This window comes from Streptomyces glaucescens, assembly GCF_000761215.1.
Lineage (GTDB): Bacteria > Actinomycetota > Actinomycetes > Streptomycetales > Streptomycetaceae > Streptomyces > Streptomyces glaucescens_B.
Map to the genome: position 1 here is coordinate 2,739,478 of NZ_CP009438.1, position 19,094 is coordinate 2,758,571.

Here is a 19,094-nt window from a genome sequence, read left to right on the forward strand (position 1 = left end):
CCTTGGCGCGGTTCACTTCCACGTGCACTGTGCCAAGGGGCGGCACATCCTAACGGTGTCCGCGTCAGCGGACCGCGGCGTTGTTCATCTTGCGGGTCGAGATGATCTGGTCGATCAGCCCGTACTCCAGCGCGTCCTCGGCCGTGAGGATCTTGTCGCGCTCGATGTCCTCGCGGATCTTCTCGATCGGCCGGGTGGAGTGCTTGGCCAGCATCTCCTCCAGCTGGGAGCGCATCCGCAGGATCTCGTTGGCGGCGATCTCCAGGTCGGAGACCTGACCGCGGCCGGTCTCGCTGTACGGCTGGTGGATCAGCACGCGGGCGTTCGGCAGCGCCATGCGCTTGCCCGGCGTGCCGGCGGCCAGCAGCACGGCCGCGGCGGAGGCCGCCTGGCCCATGCAGACCGTCTGGATGTCGGGCTTGACGAACTGCATCGTGTCGTAGATCGCCGTCAGCGCGGTGAAGGAGCCGCCGGGGCTGTTGATGTAGACCGAGATGTCCCGGTCGGGGTCCATCGACTCCAGGCACAGCAGCTGCGCCATGACGTCGTTGGCGGAGGCGTCGTCGATCTGCACGCCGAGGAAGATCACCCGCTCCTCGAAGAGCTTCGCGTACGGGTCGTACTCGCGGATGCCCTGGGAGGTGCGCTCGACGAAACGCGGGATGACGTAGCGGGACTCGGCCGTGGGGCCGGTGTACTCGGCGCGCGCGGGGCCGTAGAGGCCGCTGCCGGGGAAGTCGTTCACGGTGTCTCCTGGAAAGGGGCTGGGGCGGTGGCTGGGCTGCGAGGGGGCCGTCGGGCCCCGCCGGGGGCCGTCAGGGCCGGTGTGGGGCCGCTACGGCCCTCAGGAGCCCGCCCCGGTGCCGCCGCCGCCCGGCATGCCGGCGGCCGTGGCGATGACGTCGTCGATGAGGCCGTACTCCTTGGCCTCGTACGCGTCGAACCAGCGGTCGCGGTCCGAGTCGCGGGTGATCTGCTCGACGGACTGGCCGGTGTGCTGCGCCGTGAGCTCCGCCATGCGCTTCTTCGTGTGCAGCAGCCGCTCGGCGTGGATCTTGATGTCCGAGGCCGAGCCCGCCAGGCCGGCGGAGGGCTGGTGGATCAGGATCTCGGCGTTCGGCAGGGCGAACCGCTTGCCGGGAGTGCCCGCGCTGAGCAGGAACTGGCCCATGGACGCCGCGAGGCCCATGGCGATCGTCACCACGTCGTTCTTGATGTACTGCATGGTGTCGTAGATCGCCATGCCCGCCGTGATCGAACCACCGGGGCTGTTGATGTAGAGGAAGATGTCCTTGTCCGGGTCGGCGGCAAGGAGCAGCAGCTGCGCGGTGATCTTGTTGGCGATGTCGTCGTCGACCGGCTGGCCGAGGAAGATGATCCGCTCGCCGAGCAGCCGGTTGTAGACCTGGTCGCCGAGGCCACCACCGATGGAAGGCTCGCCGGCGGCGGAGGGCATCAGATTCGTCACGTATCCACCTGCTCGTCTTACGACGGCGCCGGGCCGTCTCACGTGTACTACGTATTCATGGACCCTAACGCCGTGTCCCCCCGGGGGAATCCCGGTAATGGGGGTGTTCGCCGGGGGCGTAGCGCCGTGTGGGCCGTGGTGGGCGGCGGGGCGCGGGTCCGCCGTGGTCAGCGCGCCCCCGGCGTACGGCGACGGGCCCCGGGGGCACAGCGCTCCCGGGGCCCGTCCTGTGTCATCGGAGGTGCCGTACGGCTCAGCCCTCGGACTTCTCCTCGGCGGCGGCCTCGGAGGTCTCGGCGGCGGCCGGCTCGGCGGCCTCGTCCTCGTCCTCGTCCTCGTCGGACAGGTCGATGACCTCGCCGTTGGTGTCCTTGACCGTGGCCTTCTCGACCACGACGGCCAGCGCCTTGCCGCGGGCGACCTCACCGACGAGCAGCGGGACCTGGCCCTGCTCGACGACGGCCTGGGCGAACTGGTCGGGGGACATGCCGGAGGAGGCGGCACGCCGCATGAGGTGCTCGGTGAGCTCCTCCTGGTTGACGTTCAGCTTCTCCTGCTTGACCAGCTCGTCGAGCACGAACTGGGTCTTGATGCCCTTGACCGCGGCCTCGCGGGTCTCGTTCTCGAACTCCTCGGCGGTCTTGCCCTGGAGCTCCAGGTACTTGTCGAGGGTGAGGCCCATCTGGCCGAGCTGGTGGTGCTCCAGGTTGTGCTTGCGGGTGTTGATCTCGTCCTCGAGCAGCTTCTCGGGGACCGGGACCTCGACCAGCTCCAGGAGCTTCTCCAGGACGCGCTCCTGCGCCTGGGTGGCCTGGTCGAACTGCTTCATGTTCTCCAGGCGCTTGCGGCTGTCGGCCTTCAGCTCGTCCAGGGTGTCGAACTCGGAGGCCATCTGCGCGAACTCGTCGTCCAGCTCGGGCAGCTCGCGCTTGGCGACCTGGGTGACCTTGACGGTGACCTCGGCCTCCTTGCCGGCCGCGGAGCCGCCCTTCAGCTCGGAGGTGAAGGTGGCCTCGCCACCGGCCTCCAGGCCCTTCACGGCGTCGTCGATGCCGTCGAGCAGCTCGCCGGAGCCGATCGTGTAGGAGACGCCGTTGGCGACGCCGTCCTCCAGGACCTCGCCCTCGACCTTGGCCTCCAGGTCGACGGTGACCACGTCGCCGTCCTCGGCGGCGCGCTCGACCGGGGTGGTGGAGGCGAAGCGCTCGCGCAGCTGCTCGACCGACTTCTCGACGTCCTCGTCGGTGACCTCGACGGCGTCGACCTCGACCTCGATGCCGGAGTAGTCCGGGATCTCGATCGCCGGGCGGACGTCGACCTCGGCGGTGAAGTTCAGCGTCTCGCCGTCCTTCAGCTCCGTGATGTCGACCTCGGGCTGGCCGAGGACGTTCAGCTCGGCCTCGTTGACCGCCTCCGTGTAGAACTTCGGAAGCGCGTCGTTGACGGCCTCCTCCAGCACGGCGCCACGGCCGAACCGCTGGTCGATGACCCGGGCGGGAATCTTGCCCTTGCGGAAGCCCTTCACCGTGACCTGCTGGTTGATCTTCTTGTACGCCGCGTCGAGGCTGTCCTTGAGCTCCTCGAAGGGCACCTCGACAGTGAGCCGAACCCGGGTCGGGTTCAGGTTCTCCACGGCGCTCTTCACGGTTCGGTCTCCTTGTGGCTGACTTCTCGGGTTCTGCCGGAGCCAGACTGGTCCGGCGGATTTCGCCGCCCGGAGGAGTTCGAGGCCGCTAGGCCGGACACACGGGCGTGCAGCTTGCATAGTAACGGCAGCGGGTACACGGCCCAAAAGGCGATCATCCGCGGAGGCGGGGACGATCACTCCAGGTGATCAGCCGGTGGTCGGGGTGGCGGGATTTGAACCCACGGCCTTCCGCTCCCAAAGCGGACGCGCTACCAAGCTGCGCCACACCCCGTCTGGTGTGCGACACGTAGGGTACATGCCCGGGGGCCGCTCGGCCGCCGTATTCGGGCACGCCCGCGCGTGGGCGTCGGCGCCGCGCCGGAAGGGGTGTGCGCCGAGGCGTACCGACCCGCTACGATGCCTGCAGTGCCGCGGCCGTCAGGGCGGCGGCGCGTTGTGTGCGGGCGTAGCTCAATGGTAGAGCCCCAGTCTTCCAAACTGGCTACGCGGGTTCGATTCCCGTCGCCCGCTCTCTACGGCTCAGGGCCGGCCGGAGATTCCGTCTCCGGCCGGCCCTGACGCGTTCCGCTCCCGTCCGCGGGCGCTCCCCCGGGAGCCGGCTGATCGACCCCGGGGGCCGGTTCAGAAGCTGATCGAGTTGATCGTTTCCGCTATCGAGTTGAGGAAGCGGTTGATCGACGGCGCCATGCCGCTCGACGCGAGGAAGAAGCCGAAGAGGATCGCCACGATGGCCGGCCCCGCCTTGATCGAGCCGCCGCGCATCATCACGACGAGGATGATCGCCAACAGCAGCACCACGGACAGTGAAATGGCCACAACAGATCCCACCCTCGGTCGGTCGGCTCTCCCGGCCGGGGCGTGCAGCCTCGCGCACCCCGCCAGAAACATCGTGCCACCAACAGGCCCACCCTATGCGGGCCATGACGCGACGTCGGTCACGGTGGTGCGCCGCGGGCACCCCGCCGCAGGCGCCGGCACCCGTGCCCGCAAGCCTCGTACAGCAATCCGAATGACCATCCGCACAGTAATGCGAAGACATGCTCGCGACAGGAATTCGGCGCGCCGGATTCCCTGCTCACACACCATCCGCACAGCTGAATCGAATGGCCCGGAGCCGGGCCGTTCACCCGTGCGAAACGGGGTGCCCGAACGCTGAACCAGTAATGGAGTGACGGGTTTTACGGCACCCCGCGGACGACGCTAGGGTGCCTCAGATGTTCCACGCCGCCTCGTTCCGCCGCAGGGCGCCGGTCCCCCCGGCACAGTCGCCGGCCCCGGGGGTGCCGGGTCCACGGGCACCGCGGAGTCCGCAGTCCGGAAAGCAGCGCGACGCATTCTTCGACAACGCCAAATTCCTGGCGATCGTGCTGGTGGCCGTCGGTCACGTCTGGGATCCGCTGAAGGGCGGAAGCCGCACCCTCGAAGGCGCGTACAACGTCGTGTACGCCTTTCACATGCCGGCGTTCATCGTCATCTCCGGTTACTTCTCGCGGAGTTTCGATCTGCGCCCCGGCCGGCTCAAGCGGCTGGTCACCGGTGTCGCCGTGCCGTACGTCGTCTTCGAGACCGCCTATCCGGTCTTCAAGCGGGTCGTCGGCGGGGACCCGGGCTACGACATCACCCTGCTCGACCCCTGGTACCTGACCTGGTTCCTGTGCGCGCTGTTCCTGTGGCGGCTCACCACCCCGGTCTGGCAAGCGCTCCGCCGGCCGCTCCCCGTCGCGCTCGGTGTCGCGATGGCGGCGTCGGCCAGCCCGGAGATCGGCGACGACCTGGACCTCCAGCGGGTGCTCCAGTTCCTGCCGTACTTCGTGCTCGGCCTGTGCCTGCGGCCCGCCCACTTCCACCTGGTGCGCCGCCGTTCGGTGCGGATCGCGTCGGTTCCGGTCCTGGCCGGCGCGCTGGCCGTGGGCTGGTGGGCCGTACCGCGGATGGACACCGCCTGGTTCTACCACCGGGACGCGGCGCAGGAGCTGGGCGTGGCGTGGTGGGTGGGTCCGGTGATGGTGGCGGCGATGTTCGGCTGCTCACTGGTGCTGACCGCCTGCTTTTTCGCCTGGGTACCGCGCCGCCGCACGTGGTTCACGGCGCTGGGCGCGGGCACGCTGTACGGCTACCTGCTGCACGGGTTCGTGGTCAAGGCCGGTGTCTACCTGGGCTGGTTCGACCACGCGTGGCTGCACCGGCCGCTCGGCGGGGCCGTCGCGGCCGCGCTGGCCGCCGCCGGTGTGACGCTGCTGTGCACCGGGCCCGTGCGGCGGGTGTTCCGGTGCGTGGTGGAGCCGCGGATGGACTGGGCGTTCCGGCAGGACGGCCCCCGGGCTGCCCAGGGGGACCGGGTCGGCGGGAGCGGCGGGAGCGCCCAGAAGAGCGGGAGCAGCGGTGAGGGCGGGGACGGCGGGAGGAGCGGGACGGCCCCGGGGGAACGGCGGGACGACCGGGTCGGACGCGAGACCACCCGCGTGTGAGGGCCGTTGCCGGCCGTGTCCCGGCGTCCGCCGGCCGTCAGGCGTCGCCCGCCAGGCCGAGGAGCGCGCGCATCCGCGCGTACTTCGCGGTCAGCCGGGTCCGGGTCGGCTCGTCCAGGGCGGCGAGGCGCGCCGGGTCCGCGTTGTGGGTTAGATCGGCCTCCTTCACCAGCAGCGCGCCGGGCGTGGCGAGGATCCGGGCCGCGTACTCCTCGGGCGGCTGGCCGGCCCGTTTGGTGACCGCCCGCACGATGGCCTTCGTACGGTCGCTCAGCGGGGCCTGGTCGAGCCACCGCTCGGGCATCGCGCCGTCCTCGACGGCGTCGTGCAGCCAGGCGGCGGCGATCTGGTCGGGGTCGCCGCCGCGGGCCCGGACGCCCTCGGCGACGGCCTGGAGGTGCTCGGCGTAGGGCCGCCCGGCCTTGTCGGTCCGGCCTTGGTGGGCGGCCCGGGCCAGGGCCTCCACCTCGGCGAGGGGCAGGGTGTGCGGGGTTTCGGTCACCCCGCGGCTGTTCTCGGTCACCCCGTCAGTGTCTCAGCGGGCCGCCGGCTGCGCCTGCGACGACCGGGTCTGCGCGTGGATGTGGGCCTGGGCGGTCGGGCCCTCGCGGCAGATCAGCAGCAGGGCGCGGTCGTCGTTGACGTCCTTGGCGACGGCCTCGATGAGGTGCCAGGCGGCGCCGTGGAACCCGCCGGCGACGTAGCGGTCGGCCTCGCCGGTGAGCCGGTCGATGCCCTCGACGATGTCCCGGTCGGAGGTCTCCACCAGTCCGTCGGTGAACAGCATCAGCACGTCGCCGGGCCGCAGCGAGCCCTTCACCGGGTCGAACTGGGCGCCCTCGTACACGCCGAGCAGCGGGCCCTCGGCGGCCTTCTCCTCCCAGCGGCCGCTGCCCGCGCTGAGCTGGAGCCCCGGCGGGTGGCCCGCCGAGTACAGCTCGTAGTCGCCGGAGTCCAGGTCCAGGACGAGGTGGATGGAGGTCGCGAAGCCCTCGTCCCAGTCCTGGCGCAGGAGGTAGCCGTTCGCGGCCGGGAGGAAGGCGTGCGGCGGCAGCGAGCCGAGCAGGCCGCCGAAGGCGCCGGAGAGCAGCAGGGCGCGGGAGCCGGCGTCCATGCCCTTGCCGGAGACGTCGGTGAGCACGACCTCCAGGGTGCGGCCGCCGTTGGTGCGGGCCGCGACGACGAAGTCGCCGGAGAAGGACTGGCCGCCGGCCGGGCGCAGCGCCATCTCGCGGTGCCAGCCGGCCGGCAGTTTGGGCAGCCGGCTCTGGGTGCGGATGCGTTCGCGCAGGTCGAACAGCATGGTGCCGCCGCGCCGCCAGGGCACGCCGACCCGGCTGCGGAACTGGGCGATGAGCAGCCCGAAGAAGCCGCAGGCCGCGACCACGAGCACCACGCCCGGGGTGACCCGGGAGGGGCCCTCGGTGTACGGGCCGAGCCGGACGGACTCCACGATCAGCGCGGTGGCCGCCGCCGCGTACAGGCCGAGCAGGCTCGCCGGGCGCAGCAGCAGGCCGCCGGCGACGATCGGCAGGACCAGCGCGGCAGGGGAGCACCAGACCGGGTTGGCGAGGGTGGTGAGCGCGATCAGCGGCACGGTGAGCAGGAGTCCGGCGAGGGCGACCCAGTCGGAGCCGTCGCCGCGGAAGTAGTCGACGGCGCTTCTGCGCAGGGCGACGCGGACCCGGTGCCACTGCATCTTCCACCGGGCCGGGAACCTCTCGGCCGCCGCGCGCCGACCTCGTCCTGCTGCCATCAGTTCGGGACCCTATCCATCGGACCGGTCGCCCGGCACGGGAGGTCCCACTTGTCCCCCGTCCGAGGCTCGACTCCACAGTGAACTTCACGGAGCGCCGCCGCGTCGCCGCCTGCCGTAAATTCCGTGGCTCGCCCCGCGGTGCGCTGATAGGCATGGGCCATGGCGATGGCGAGCGAGGGGCCGGACGGACTGCGCGTCCTGCGGCCGGACGACTGGGACGCGTGGTACGACACCCTGCTGCGGGCCTTCGGCGGTGTGCCGGAGGCGGCCGAGGAGCGGGAACTGTGGCGGGAGCTGACCGAGTTCGACCGTTTCCTGGGGGTCTGGGACGGCGGTTCCTGTGTGGGGACGGCCGGGGCGTTCTCGTTCCGGCTCACCGTGCCCGGCGGGGCGTCGGTGCCCGCGGCGGGCGTCACCATGGTGGGTGTGGCCGCCACGCACCGGCGGCGCGGGGTGCTGACCTCGATGATGCGCCGGCAGCTCGACGACGTCCGTTCCTGGGGCGAGCCGCTGGCGGTGCTGACCGCCTCGGAGCCGGACATCTACGGCCGGTTCGGGTACGGCGTGGCGACGTACGCGCTGGGCGCGGAGATCGACACCGGCCGGGTGCGGCTGTCGGTGCCCGCCGGGACCGATGACGTACGGCTGCGGTACGCGGCGCCCGCCGAGGTGCTCGACGCGTGCGAGGCGGTCTACGCCCGGCTGGTGCCGCGGCGGCCCGGCATGCTGGCCCGGCTCCCCGAGTGGGAGCGGGTGGGGCTGCTGGACCCGGAGAGCGAGCGGGAGGGCGCGTCGCCGTTGCAGTGCGTGGTCGCCGAGCGCGACGGCCGGATCGTGGGGTATGCGCGCTACCGGGTGAAGCTCGGCTGGGGCGAGAGCGGCCACGACGGCACGGTGCTCCTGGAGGATCTGGCGGCGCCGGATCCGGCGGTGGACGCGGCGCTGTGGCGGTTCCTGTTCGGGATCGACCTGACCTCCACGCTGGTGGCGCGGGGGCGGCCGGTCGACGACACCTGGCAGTACCTGGTGTCGGACACCCGGCGGTGCCGGCCCCGGCTGCGGGACTCGCTGTACCTGCGGCCGGTGGAGGTGGGGGCCGCGCTGGAGGCGCGCGCGTACGCCGCGCCGGTGGACGTGGTGCTGGAGGTGGCGGACGCCTTCTGCCCGTGGAACGCGGGGCGTTGGCGGCTGAGCGGGGACACCAAGGGGGCGACCTGCGAGCGGACCACGGACGCGGCGGATCTCGCGCTGTCGGTACGGGAGCTGGGCTCGGCCTATCTCGGCGGGGTGTCCCTCGCGGCGCTGGGCGCGGCCGGGCGGGTGCGGGAACTGCGTGCGGGGGCGCTGGCGGAGGCGTCGGTGGCGTTCGGGACGGCGGGGCCCGCGCCGTGGCTGCCGCACGGGTTCTGAGCCGGCCGGCTCAGGTCCGCTGACAGGCGGGGCACCAGAAGAGGTTGCGGGCGGCGAGACCGGCGGTGCGGATCTCGCCGCCGCAGACGTGGCAGGGCAGATGCGCCCTGCGGTACACGTACACCTCGCCGCCGTGGTCGTCGACGCGGGGCGGGCGGCCCATCGCCTCCGGGGTGTGTTCGGGGCGCACGGTGTCGATGCGGTTCAGGCGTACGCCTTCGCGCATCAGCCCGACGAGGTCGTTCCAGAGGGCGGTCCACTCGGCGGGCGTGATGTCCCGGCCCGCGCGGTAGGGGTCGATGCCGTGCCGGAAGAGGACTTCGGCGCGGTAGACGTTGCCGACGCCGGCGACGACCTTCTGGTCCATCAGCAGGGCGGCGATGCTGGTGCGGCTGCGGGAGATCCGCCGGTAGGCGAGCGACGGGTCGGCGTCCTCGCGCAGCGGGTCGGGGCCGAGCCGGTCGTGGACGGCCCGCTTCTCGGCGGTGGTGATCAGCGCGCAGGTGGTGGGGCCGCGCAGGTCGACGTAGGCGGTGTCGTTCGCGAGGCGCAGCCGGACGGTGTCGGCGGGCGGGGGCGCCGGTGCGTCGCCGAAGGCGACCTTGCCGAACAGGCCGAGGTGGATGTGGACCCAGTCGGCGTCGCGGAAGCGCAGGAAGAGGTGCTTGCCGTGGGCCTCGGTGGCGGTGAGGACGGCGCCGTCGAGCAGGTCGGCGGCGTCGGAGAACTTGCCCTGGGGGCTGGTGACCCGGGGGGCCGTGCCGGAGAAGCGGGCGGCGTAGTCGTGCGCCAGCCGGTGGATCGTGTGCCCCTCTGGCACGGTTCCTGCGTCCTTCCAGCCCCGGGAGGGGCTCCGTTCGTCTGTCCGCCCCCGGGGCGGGGGCCTCAGTCCTGCTGCGGGTGGTGCGCCGGGACCGGCGGCAGGTCGCCCGTGGTCTCGTACGCCGAGAGCATGTCGATGCGGCGGATGTGGCGCTCGTCGCCGGAGAAGGGGGTGCCCAGGAAGACCTCGACGAACTTGGTCGCCTCCTCCTGGGTGTGCATGCGCGCGCCGACCGCCACGACGTTGGCGTCGTTGTGCTGGCGGCCCAGCGCTGCCGTCTCCTCGCTCCAGGCGAGGGCGGCACGGACGCCCTCGACCTTGTTGGCGGCGATCTGCTCGCCGTTGCCGGAGCCGCCGATCACGATGCCGAGGGAGCCGGGGTCCGCGGCCGTCTTCTCCGCGGCGCGGAGGCAGAAGGGCGGGTAGTCGTCCTGGGCGTCGTAGATGTGGGGGCCGCAGTCCACGGGGTCGTGGCCCGCTGCCCTGAGCCACTCGACGAGGTGGTTCTTGAGTTCGAAGCCGGCATGGTCCGAGCCGAGATACACGCGCATGGGATGAGTGTGACATGCGCGCGGCCGGGCAGCAGGGTGGGGTGCCGGCGCCGAAACACTGTGAGCAGGACCACTGAACCTCAGGGAAACCTCAAGTAACAATCCGGATTCAAAGGTTCAAGAAATCGTTCGCCTCGGATTCACTGGTCCGACTCGTACGCCGCTCGTACGGGAATTGATCATTCCGGCGCAAAGGATTCCGTCCCATGACTTCGCAGCCGACCCTGACGAAGGCCGACCACGGCCACGGAGGCCCCGGAGGAACCGGCGATCCCGGTTCCGGCAGCGGACTTCACGCAGGGCTCAAGAACCGCCACCTGTCGATGATCGCCATCGGCGGTGTCATCGGAGCCGGACTCTTCGTGGGGTCCTCCTCCGGTATCGCCACCGCCGGCCCCGGCATCCTCCTGTCCTATGCGCTCGTCGGCACGCTCGTGGTGCTGGTGATGCGCATGCTCGGTGAGATGTCGGCCGCCAACCCGACCTCGGGCTCCTTCTCCGCGCACGCCGACCGCGCGCTCGGCCGCTGGGCCGGGTTCTCCATCGGCTGGCTCTACTGGTTCTTCTGGGTCGTGGTGCTCGCGGTCGAGGCGACCGCCGGTGCCGTGATCCTCGAGGGCTGGGTGCCCGCCGTGCCGCAGTGGGCCTGGGCGCTCATCGTGATGGTGGTGCTGACCGGCACCAACCTGGTCTCCGTCGGCTCCTACGGCGAGTTCGAGTTCTGGTTCGCCGGCATCAAGGTCGTCGCCATCGGCGCCTTCATCGTCATCGGCGGTCTCGCGGTCTTCGGCGTGCTGCCCGGCGTCGACAGCGACCAGGCCGGCCTGTCCAACCTCACCGAGCACGGCGGCTTCCTGCCCCATGGCCCAGGGGCCATCCTGACCGGTGTGCTGCTGGTCGTCTTCTCCTTCATGGGCAGCGAGATCGCGACCCTGGCGGCCGGTGAGTCGGAGGACCCGCAGCGGGCCGTCACCAAGTCGACCAACAGCATCATCTGGCGGATCGGCGTCTTCTACCTCGGCTCGATCCTCGTGGTCGTCTCGCTGCTGCCGTGGGACTCCGAGTCCATCCAGGACAAGGGCTCCTACGTCGCCGCACTCGACTCCCTGGGCATCGCGCACGCCGGTCAGATCATGAACTTCATCGTGCTGACCTCGGTGCTGTCCTGTCTGAACTCCGGCCTCTACACCGCCTCCCGGATGGCCTTCTCGCTCGGCCAGCGCGGGGACGCCCCGAGGTCCTTCGCCAGGACCACCGAGCGCGGCGTGCCGCGTACGGCGATCCTCGTCTCCGTGGTCTTCGGATTCGTGGCCGTGTTCTTCAACTACAAGTTCCCGGACTCCGTCTTCCTCTTCCTGGTCAGCTCCAGCGGTGCCGTCGCGCTCTTCGTCTGGCTGGTGATCTGCTTCTCGCAGCTGCGCATGCGGAAGATCATCCAGGCCGAGGCGCCGGAGAAGCTCGTCGTGAAGATGTGGCTGTACCCGTACCTGACGTGGGCGACCGCCGCGCTGATCGTCTTCATCCTGGGCTACATGCTCACCGACACCGAGCACGACGGCCGCAAGACCGTGCTGCTGTCGCTGCTGGTGGCCGCGGTGGTGCTGGTCATCGCCGTGGTCCGGCAGAAGCTCGGGTCCGGCCAGGACCGGGAGCGGGAGCAGGACGAGGTCGCGGCCGGCTGACCTCCGGCGCCGGCACCCCGGCGGGCCCCCGCGGCCCGTCCGGCACCTCAGGGCCCCGCGGCACACGCCGCGGGGCCCTTTCGCGCGGGGCGGCACGGGACGGCTCCGGAGGGCACCGCGCGGGCGGCGGGTACGGCTCCGCGAGCCACCGCGCGGGGCGGGAAAGCACGGCACGGGGGGGGAACACGCCCGGGGCGGAAGACACGGCACGAGGGGAAACACGCCCAGGAAACGGCACGGGGCGGGAAGCACGCACGGGGCGGAAGGCCCGGCACGGGGGCGCGCGGCGCGAGGAGACACGGCGCGAGGAGACACGGCGCCGAAAAGCTGACGGAGGCTGTCAGGTTATGCCGCCATCCTCGGCGGCATGAATCCCAGCACCGACATCACCACAGCCCCGCTCGTCCTCCGCCCCGGCGACGCCGGGTACGCGGAGGAGACCGCCGGCTTCCAGACCGGGTTCGTACGGCGGCCCGCCGTCGTGTTCGGCGCCTCCTCGGCCGAGGACGTGCTGGCCGCCGTGCGGTACGCGGCGGAACGGAACCTGCCGCTCGGCGTCCAGGCGACCGGCCACGGCACACCCGGCGACCTCCGGGGCGGGGTCCTGGTCGGCACCCGGCGCATGAACCGGGTCGGCGTCGACCCGGGCGCCCGCACCGCCCGGGTGCAGGCGGGGGCCCGCTGGAGCGAGGTCATCGCGGCCGCCGCCCCGCACGGCCTGGCGCCGCTCAGCGGCTCGGCGCCCTCCGTCGGGGCCGTGGGCTACACCCTGGGCGGCGGGCTGGGCCTGCTGGCCCGGGAGTTCGGCTACGCCGCCGACCATGTGCGCTCGCTGGACGTCGTCACCGGCGACGGGCGGCTGCACCGGGACGTGCGGGAGGGCTCCGAGCTGTACTGGGGACTGCTCGGCGGCGGCAGCGCGCCCGGCATCGTCACCGAGCTGGAGATCGGGCTGGTCCCGGTGGCCCGGCTGTACGGCGGCTCGCTGGCCTTCGACGGGCGGCTCGTCGACCCGGCGGCGGCGCTCGCGGCGTACGAGGCCTGGACGCGGACCGTGCCGGACGGGCTGACCTCGTCCTTCGCCGCCGTGCCGTACCCGGACGTGCCCGCGATGCCGCCGCACCTGCGGGGCCGGTACGAGGTGTCCGTGCGGGTGGCGTACACCGGGACGGACGGGGAGCGCCTGGTGGCGCCGCTGCGAAAGATCGGGCCGGTCCTGGCCGACTCGCTGCGGGAGATGCCGTACACCGAGAGCCACACCGTGCACAGCGACCCGGACTTCCCGCACTCGTACTACGGGGACAGCGTGGTGGTGCGCGAGCTGGACGTGGAGCGGGCGGGCGAGGTACTGCGGCGCACCGGGCCGGAGGCGGACGCCATGGTGGTCGTGCAGATCAACCACCTGGGAGGGGCGCTGGCGCGGCCCGCGCCGAACGCGGTGCCGTTCCGTGCCGGGCGGTTCCTGGTGCGGCTGCTGACCGTGGTGGGGCGGGAACCGGCCCGCGCGCTGCTGGACCCGGTGTTCGCGCTGCTCGCGCCGGACACGCTCGGGCGGTCCGTCAACTTCGCCCTGGGGGCCGGGGACCGCACGGAGGGGCTGCACGACGCGGAGACACGGAAGAGGCTCGCCGGGCTGAGGTCGTCGTACGACCCGGCGAGCCTCTTCGTGGCCGGCTGAGGGTCAGCGCCTGCCGACGAGCTTCCAGGCGGCGGGCAGCGCCCCCATCGCCAGGGCGGCCTTGAGGGCGTCGCCGATCAGGAACGGGGTGAGGCCGGCGGCGATGGCCGCGGAGGCCGACAGGTCGAGCGACAGGGCGAGGTAGGGCACGCCGACCGCGTAGATGACCGCCTCGCCGAGGAGCATCGCGCCCGCCATGCGCCACGGGGAGCGGTCGGCGCCGCGACGGGCCAGGGCGCCGACGACGGTGGCGGCGAGCAGCATGCCGAGGACGTAGCCGAAGGACGGGATCCCCATGCCGGAGGCGCCCTCCGCGAACCACGGCACGCCCGCGACGCCGGCCAGCGCGTACAGCGCGAGCGAGAGGAAGCCGCGGCCGGCGCCCAGCGAGGTGCCGACGAGCAGCGCCGCGAAGGTCTGGCCGGTCACCGGGACCGGGGAGCCGGGCACGTTCACGGCGATCTGGGCCGCGAGGCCGGTGAGCGCGGCACCGCCGGCGACGAGGGCGATGTCGCGGACGCGGGAGGCCGGGAGCAGGTCGGCGAGGACCTGGCCCGGGCGGGCGAGGGAGGTGGCGGTGGCGGTGCTCATGGGGACTCCGCGAGTGAGGGCGGTACGGGACACCGTGACGCTAACCCAGGGGGGTCCGGCCGATCACCGTTACCGGTCGACAAAGGCGGGAGCGCGCGTGTGGTGGGGTGCGCACAAAGAGTGCCGGTCACACCCTCCGTGACGTGATGACGGTCACGGAGGTGGGGATGTGTGCGTCACGTGGTGCGGGGCAGGGCAGGCTGTAGGTTTCCGCCAATCCGGCGGGAATCGCGCTCTCCCCGGCGGGGTGAGTGGGGTCGTACACTCCGTATTCCGCGCGTCCGCATAGTGAACGGTGGTGTCCTGTCACCGGGGTCGCCGCCGAGACTGTGGGCGCTTCCACCTGTCCCCGCTCACGGATGGACGAGCCGCGCCCATGCCCAGCCCCACCGCTCAGGAGACCCCGCCCCAGGCGGACGTCTCCCTCTCCCACGGCCTGAAGCAGCGCCACCTGTCGATGATCGCCCTCGGCGGCGTGATCGGCGCGGGCCTGTTCGTCGGCTCCGGCGCCGGCATCGCCGCCGCGGGTCCGTCGATCGTCGTCGCCTACGTCCTCTCCGGCATCCTGGTGATGCTGGTGATGCGGATGCTCGGCGAGATGTCCGCCGCCTACCCGTCGTCGGGTTCCTTCTCCGCGCACGCCGAGCGGGCGATCGGCCCGTGGGCCGGGTTCACCGCCGGCTGGTCGTTCTGGGTGCTGCTGTGCACGGCGGTCGGCCTGGAGGGCATCGGGGCCGCGAAGATCGTCAGCGGCTGGCTGCCGGGGACGCCCGAGTGGGCGTGGGTGGCACTGTTCATGGTGGTCTTCTGCGGGGCGAACCTGGCCGCCGTGAAGAACTTCGGCGAGTTCGAGTTCTGGTTCGCGGCGCTGAAGGTGCTCGCGATCTCGCTGTTCCTGGTGCTGGGCGTGCTCGCGATCCTGGGCGTGCTGCCGGGCACCGACGCGCCGGGCACCGCGAACCTCACCGGCGAGGGCGGCTTCCTGCCGGGCGGCGGTGAGGGGCTGGTCATCGGCCTGCTCGCCTCGGTGTTCGCCTACGGCGGCCTGGAGACGGTGACCATCGCGGCGGCCGAGTCCGAGGACCCGGTGCGCGGGGTGGCGAGCGCGGTCCGCACCGCGATGTGGCGTATCGCGCTGTTCTACATCGGCTCGATGGCGGTCGTGGTGACGCTGGTGCCGTGGAACTCGAAGGAGATCGTCGAGTCCGGCCCGTACGTCGCCACCCTCGACCACCTCGGCATCCCCGGCGCGGGCCAGCTCATGAACGTGGTCGTGCTGGTCGCCCTGCTGTCCGCGATGAACGCCAACATCTACGGCGCCTCGCGCATCGCGTACTCGCTGGTGGAGCGAGGGCAGGGCCCGAAGGCGCTGGGCCGGGTGTCCGGCGGGGTGCCGCGCGTCGCGGTGCTGGCCTCCTCGGTGTTCGGGTTCGTGTGCGTGCTGCTCAGCTACTGGCGGCCCAACGACGTCTTCCCCTGGCTGCTGAACATGATCGGCGCGGTGATCCTGGTCGTCTGGATCTTCATCGCGGTCTCCCAGCTGCGGCTGCGCCGCCGGGTGGAGCGGGAGGCGCCGGAAAAGCTGGTCGTGCGGATGTGGGCGTTCCCGGTGCTGACCTGGGTCGCGCTGGCCGGGATGGCGGCGGTCTTCGTGCTGATGGCGCGGGAACCGGACACCCGGGTGCAGCTCTGCTCGACGGGCGGCATGACGCTGTTCCTGGCGGCCGTCGGATACCTCTGGCAGCGCAGGCGGGAGCAGCGGCCGGGCGCGTGACCCGGGCGTTCCTCACCCCGTCCCGAGGCGCTCACCTGTCCTGAGGCGCTCACCTGCCTCAAGGTGCCGGGAGCCCGGCATGACCGACGGGACACCCCGAGGCCCCCACGTGGCGACACGTGGGGGCCTTCTTCGTCCCCCCGGCCCCGTCGGCGGCCTTGTTGTTGATAGCTTGTAGTTGCAAGCTCTTTGCAATAAGAGGTCGGAGGGGACCCCGCATGCCCGTCTACACGCTGCCCGAACTGCCGTACGACTACTCCGCGCTCGCCCCCGTGATCAGCCCGGAGATCATCGAGCTGCACCACGACAAGCACCACGCGGCCTACGTCAAGGGCGCCAACGACACGCTGGAGCAGCTGGCCGAGGCGCGGGACAAGGAGCAGTGGGGGTCGGTCAACGGCCTGGAGAAGAACCTGGCCTTCCACCTGTCCGGGCACATCCTGCACTCCATCTACTGGCACAACATGACCGGCGAGGGCGGCGGCGAGCCGCTGGAGCAGGACGGCGTGGGCGAGCTCGCCGACGCCATCACCGAGTCGTTCGGCTCCTTCGCCGCCTTCAGGACCCAGCTGTCCAAGGCCGCCGCCACCACCCAGGGTTCGGGCTGGGGTGTGCTGGCGTACGAGCCGCTGAGCGCCCGGCTGATCGTCGAGCAGGTCTACGACCACCAGGGCAACGTGGGCCAGGGCTCGACGCCGATCCTGGTGTTCGACGCCTGGGAGCACGCCTTCTACCTCCAGTACAAGAACCAGAAGGTGGACTTCATCGAGGCGATGTGGCAGGTCGTCAACTGGCAGGACGTCGCCCGCCGCTACGAGGCCGCCACGTCCCGCGCGAACGCGCTGCTGCTGGCACCCTGACGCAGCCGCCCCCTCGAACGTCCCGCCTCGTGATCGTCTTCTCACCCTTCACGCGGGCGGGCGGCAGGGCGGAGACCCCCGTGAGGACCTGACTCACGGGGGTTTTCCGTACCCTGCGGGTCAGCCGATCGGTGGAGGCGAGGTTCCACCGGGCACCTCTGTCCGCGGGTCACCCCGGTCGACAAGGCTTCCGGGCATGAACTCACTCACTGTGCGCATGGCCCGGGCCAGCGCCCGGCACCCCTGGCGGGCACTCGCCGGCTGGCTGGTGTTCGTCGCGCTGTGCCTGGCGGCCGGCGGCGCCGTCGGCCTCGACAGTGCCCGGACGGCCGACTACCGGGTCGGCGAGGCCGGCCGGGCGGAGGCACTGGCGGCGCAGGGCGGCCTCGAACGCCGGCCGGCCGAGCAGATACTGATCTCCGCCCGCTCCGGCGCCCCGGACGAGGCCGCCGCCCGCGCGGCGGCGCGCGAGCTGACCGCGCGGATGGAGCGGCTTCCCGAGGTCGCGGCCGTGGCCGCCCCCGTCCGCTCCGCCGACGGCCGCACCCTCCTGGTCGAGGTGGCCCTGAAGGGCGAGGAGCGGGACGCCAAGGACAAGGTCGACGCGCTGCTCGCCGAGACCGGGGCCGTGCAGCGGGCCCACCCCGAGCTGCTGCTGGCGGAGACCGGAGCCCCGTCCATCAGCAAGGGGGTCGACCGGCAGCGCGGCGAGGACCTGGCCCTGTCGGAGAAGATCACGCTGCCGGTCACGCTGATCACCCTGCTGCTGGTCTTCGGCTCGCTCACCATGGCCGCCGTGCCGCTGCTGCTGGCCCTGTCGTCGATCGCCGCGGCCGTCGGGCTGTCGATGGTGGCCTCGCACCTCTCCCCCGACACCGGGGTGGGCACGAACGTCATCCTGATGATCGGCCTCGCGGTCGGCGTCGACTACACCCTCTTCCACCTCAAGCGGGAACGTGAGGAACGGGCCCGGCACGGAGGCCGGCTGGGAACCGAGGCGCTGGTCGAGCTGGCGGCGGCCACCTCCGGCCGGGCCGTGGTGGTCTCCGGACTCGCCGTCGTCGCCTCCACGGCCACCCTCTACCTGGCCTCCGACGTGATCTTCTCCTCGCTCGCCACCGGCACCGTCGTGGTGGTGCTGGTCGCCGTCGCCAGCTCGCTCACCGCGCTCCCCGCCCTGCTGACCGTGCTCGGCAGGCGGGCCGAACGCCGGGCCCGGCGGCGCGCGGAACGCGGCAGGCCGCCGCGGCGGACGCGCGGTGACGGCGGCGGCCGGGCATGGACCGCGCTGCTGCGGCCCGCCGCCCGGCACCCGCTCGGCACGCTCTGCGGCGCGGTCCTCGCCCTGCTCGCCCTGGCCCTGCCGCTGACCGGGCTGCACATCACGGAGATGAGCCGGGACACCCACTCCCGCGAGATCCCCGCCATGCGGGTCTACGACCGGCTCAACGACGAGTTCCCGGACCGGCGCGTGACCCACCAGGTCGTCGTCCGCGCCGACGCGGGCCGCACCGCCGAGGTCGTGGAGGCACTGCGCCGGCTCGCCGCGCACGCCGGCCGGGACCCGCTGTTCAGCGGCTCCTCCCCGGTGCGCACCTCCGCCGACGGCCGGGTCGGTGCCCTGGAACTGAAGGTGCCCCACCTCGGCAACTCCGAGCAGGCGTACGACTCGCTGGAGCGGCTGCGCGGGACGTACCTGCCCGCCACCGTCGGCCGGATCGACGGGGCCGCGTACGGCGTCACCGGCGACGTGGCCCGCTACACCGACTATCCGGCCCACCAGAACGCCAAACTCCCGCTGGTGCTGGGCGCCTTGCTGCTGGTGACCTTCGCGATGACGCTGTGGGCGTTCCGCTCGGCGGTGCTCGCCCTGCTCGGGGTCGTCCTCAACCTGCTGTCCGCGGCGGCGGCGCTCGGGCTGCTCGTGCTCGTCTTCCAGGGGACGTGGGCCGAGGGCCTGCTGGCCTTCGACTCCACCGGCTCGATCGGGTCGCGGGTGCCGCTCTTCCTGTTCGTGATCCTCTTCGGGCTGTCCATGGACTACCAGGTGTTCGTGGTCAGCCGGATCCGCGAGGAGGTGCTGGCCGGCGTGCCGACCCGGCAGGCGGTGCTCGACGGGATCCGCCGCTCCGCGAGCGTGGTGACCAGCGCCGCGGTGGTCATGACGACCGTCTTCGTGAGCTTCGTCTTCCTGCACATCATCGAGATGAAGCAGATCGGGTTCGTGCTCGCGGCGGCCGTGCTGATCGACGCGTTCGTGGTGCGGATCCTGCTGCTGCCGGCGGCACTGCTGCTGCTGGGCGAGCGCACCTGGTGGCCGGTGCGTCCGGACCGGTCCGTGCGACACCCCGCCGGGCCGCCGCTGGCCGGCGTACGTTGATC

The 19,094-nt window shown here is 72.1% G+C and carries 16 protein-coding genes and 2 tRNA genes; 8 read left to right on the forward strand and 10 right to left on the reverse strand.

The window, feature by feature from the left end; translation table 11 throughout:
* Positions 1-64: 64 nt before the first annotated feature.
* From SGLAU_RS11780 to SGLAU_RS11795, 4 genes are all read right to left on the reverse strand, one after another.
* Complete coding sequence (locus tag SGLAU_RS11780) at positions 65-745, reverse strand: ATP-dependent Clp protease proteolytic subunit (protein WP_043500863.1); 681 nt, start codon at positions 743-745, stop codon at positions 65-67.
* Positions 746-844: 99 nt separating this feature from the next.
* Entirely contained in the window at positions 845-1,456 is a 612-nt protein-coding gene (locus SGLAU_RS11785) for an ATP-dependent Clp protease proteolytic subunit (RefSeq protein WP_052414086.1), read from the reverse strand.
* Positions 1,457-1,721: 265 nt separating this feature from the next.
* A complete protein-coding gene (tig, locus tag SGLAU_RS11790) occupies positions 1,722-3,113 on the reverse strand; it encodes a trigger factor (RefSeq protein WP_043500866.1) in 1,392 nt (463 codons plus the stop codon).
* A gap of 197 nt (positions 3,114-3,310) precedes the next feature.
* Positions 3,311-3,387: transfer RNA gene (locus SGLAU_RS11795), tRNA-Pro, on the reverse strand.
* Positions 3,388-3,555: 168 nt separating this feature from the next.
* On the opposite strand from SGLAU_RS11795, the gene SGLAU_RS11800 reads away from it, so the two are divergent.
* Positions 3,556-3,626, forward strand: a tRNA-Gly gene (locus SGLAU_RS11800).
* A 111-nt stretch (positions 3,627-3,737) separates the two neighbouring features.
* On the opposite strand, the gene SGLAU_RS11805 is transcribed toward SGLAU_RS11800, so the two are convergent.
* The gene (locus SGLAU_RS11805) at positions 3,738-3,932 is read right to left on the reverse strand and encodes a hypothetical protein (protein ID WP_043500868.1); all 195 of its coding nucleotides are present in this window, start codon (positions 3,930-3,932) and stop codon (positions 3,738-3,740) included.
* A gap of 398 nt (positions 3,933-4,330) precedes the next feature.
* Here SGLAU_RS11805 and SGLAU_RS11810 point away from each other — a divergent pair, with 398 nt between their 5' ends.
* Complete coding sequence (locus SGLAU_RS11810; RefSeq protein ID WP_078957686.1) at positions 4,331-5,584, forward strand: acyltransferase family protein; 1,254 nt, start codon at positions 4,331-4,333, stop codon at positions 5,582-5,584.
* A 37-nt stretch (positions 5,585-5,621) separates the two neighbouring features.
* Here SGLAU_RS11810 and SGLAU_RS11815 read toward each other — a convergent pair whose 3' ends face one another.
* On the reverse strand, positions 5,622-6,086 hold the full coding sequence (locus SGLAU_RS11815) for an HD domain-containing protein (RefSeq protein ID WP_043506521.1): 465 nt from the start codon (positions 6,084-6,086) through the stop codon (positions 5,622-5,624).
* Positions 6,087-6,119: 33 nt separating this feature from the next.
* A complete protein-coding gene (locus SGLAU_RS11820; RefSeq protein ID WP_052413717.1) occupies positions 6,120-7,340 on the reverse strand; it encodes a PP2C family protein-serine/threonine phosphatase in 1,221 nt (406 codons plus the stop codon).
* A 162-nt stretch (positions 7,341-7,502) separates the two neighbouring features.
* Between SGLAU_RS11820 and SGLAU_RS11825 the strand changes: the two genes are divergently transcribed.
* Positions 7,503-8,753, forward strand: coding sequence for a GNAT family N-acetyltransferase (locus SGLAU_RS11825; RefSeq protein ID WP_052413718.1), 1,251 nt, complete (start codon positions 7,503-7,505; stop codon positions 8,751-8,753).
* A gap of 10 nt (positions 8,754-8,763) precedes the next feature.
* On the opposite strand, the gene SGLAU_RS11830 is transcribed toward SGLAU_RS11825, so the two are convergent.
* Together SGLAU_RS11830 and SGLAU_RS11835 are read right to left on the reverse strand one after the other, a co-directional pair.
* Positions 8,764-9,573 carry an Fpg/Nei family DNA glycosylase gene (locus SGLAU_RS11830; protein WP_043500870.1) on the reverse strand — a complete coding sequence of 270 codons (810 nt, stop codon included), beginning with the start codon at positions 9,571-9,573 and terminating at the stop codon, positions 8,764-8,766.
* A gap of 65 nt (positions 9,574-9,638) precedes the next feature.
* Positions 9,639-10,127 carry a ribose-5-phosphate isomerase gene (locus SGLAU_RS11835; protein ID WP_043500872.1) on the reverse strand — a complete coding sequence of 163 codons (489 nt, stop codon included), beginning with the start codon at positions 10,125-10,127 and terminating at the stop codon, positions 9,639-9,641.
* A 206-nt stretch (positions 10,128-10,333) separates the two neighbouring features.
* Here SGLAU_RS11835 and SGLAU_RS11840 point away from each other — a divergent pair, with 206 nt between their 5' ends.
* Positions 10,334-11,809 carry an amino acid permease gene (locus SGLAU_RS11840; protein WP_043500873.1) on the forward strand — a complete coding sequence of 492 codons (1,476 nt, stop codon included), beginning with the start codon at positions 10,334-10,336 and terminating at the stop codon, positions 11,807-11,809.
* A 367-nt stretch (positions 11,810-12,176) separates the two neighbouring features.
* Complete coding sequence (locus SGLAU_RS11845; protein ID WP_078957687.1) at positions 12,177-13,487, forward strand: FAD-binding oxidoreductase; 1,311 nt, start codon at positions 12,177-12,179, stop codon at positions 13,485-13,487.
* Positions 13,488-13,490: 3 nt separating this feature from the next.
* Here the strand turns inward: SGLAU_RS11845 and SGLAU_RS11850 are convergent, their stop codons facing one another.
* The gene (locus tag SGLAU_RS11850; protein ID WP_043500874.1) at positions 13,491-14,078 is read right to left on the reverse strand and encodes a biotin transporter BioY; all 588 of its coding nucleotides are present in this window, start codon (positions 14,076-14,078) and stop codon (positions 13,491-13,493) included.
* A gap of 376 nt (positions 14,079-14,454) precedes the next feature.
* Here SGLAU_RS11850 and SGLAU_RS11855 point away from each other — a divergent pair, with 376 nt between their 5' ends.
* From SGLAU_RS11855 to SGLAU_RS11865, 3 genes are all read left to right on the forward strand, one after another.
* Entirely contained in the window at positions 14,455-15,852 is a 1,398-nt protein-coding gene (locus tag SGLAU_RS11855; protein ID WP_043500878.1) for an amino acid permease, read from the forward strand.
* A 218-nt stretch (positions 15,853-16,070) separates the two neighbouring features.
* Entirely contained in the window at positions 16,071-16,712 is a 642-nt protein-coding gene (locus SGLAU_RS11860; protein ID WP_043500879.1) for a superoxide dismutase, read from the forward strand.
* A 196-nt stretch (positions 16,713-16,908) separates the two neighbouring features.
* Positions 16,909-19,092, forward strand: coding sequence for an MMPL family transporter (locus SGLAU_RS11865; protein ID WP_043500880.1), 2,184 nt, complete (start codon positions 16,909-16,911; stop codon positions 19,090-19,092).
* Positions 19,093-19,094: the final 2 nt, after the last annotated feature.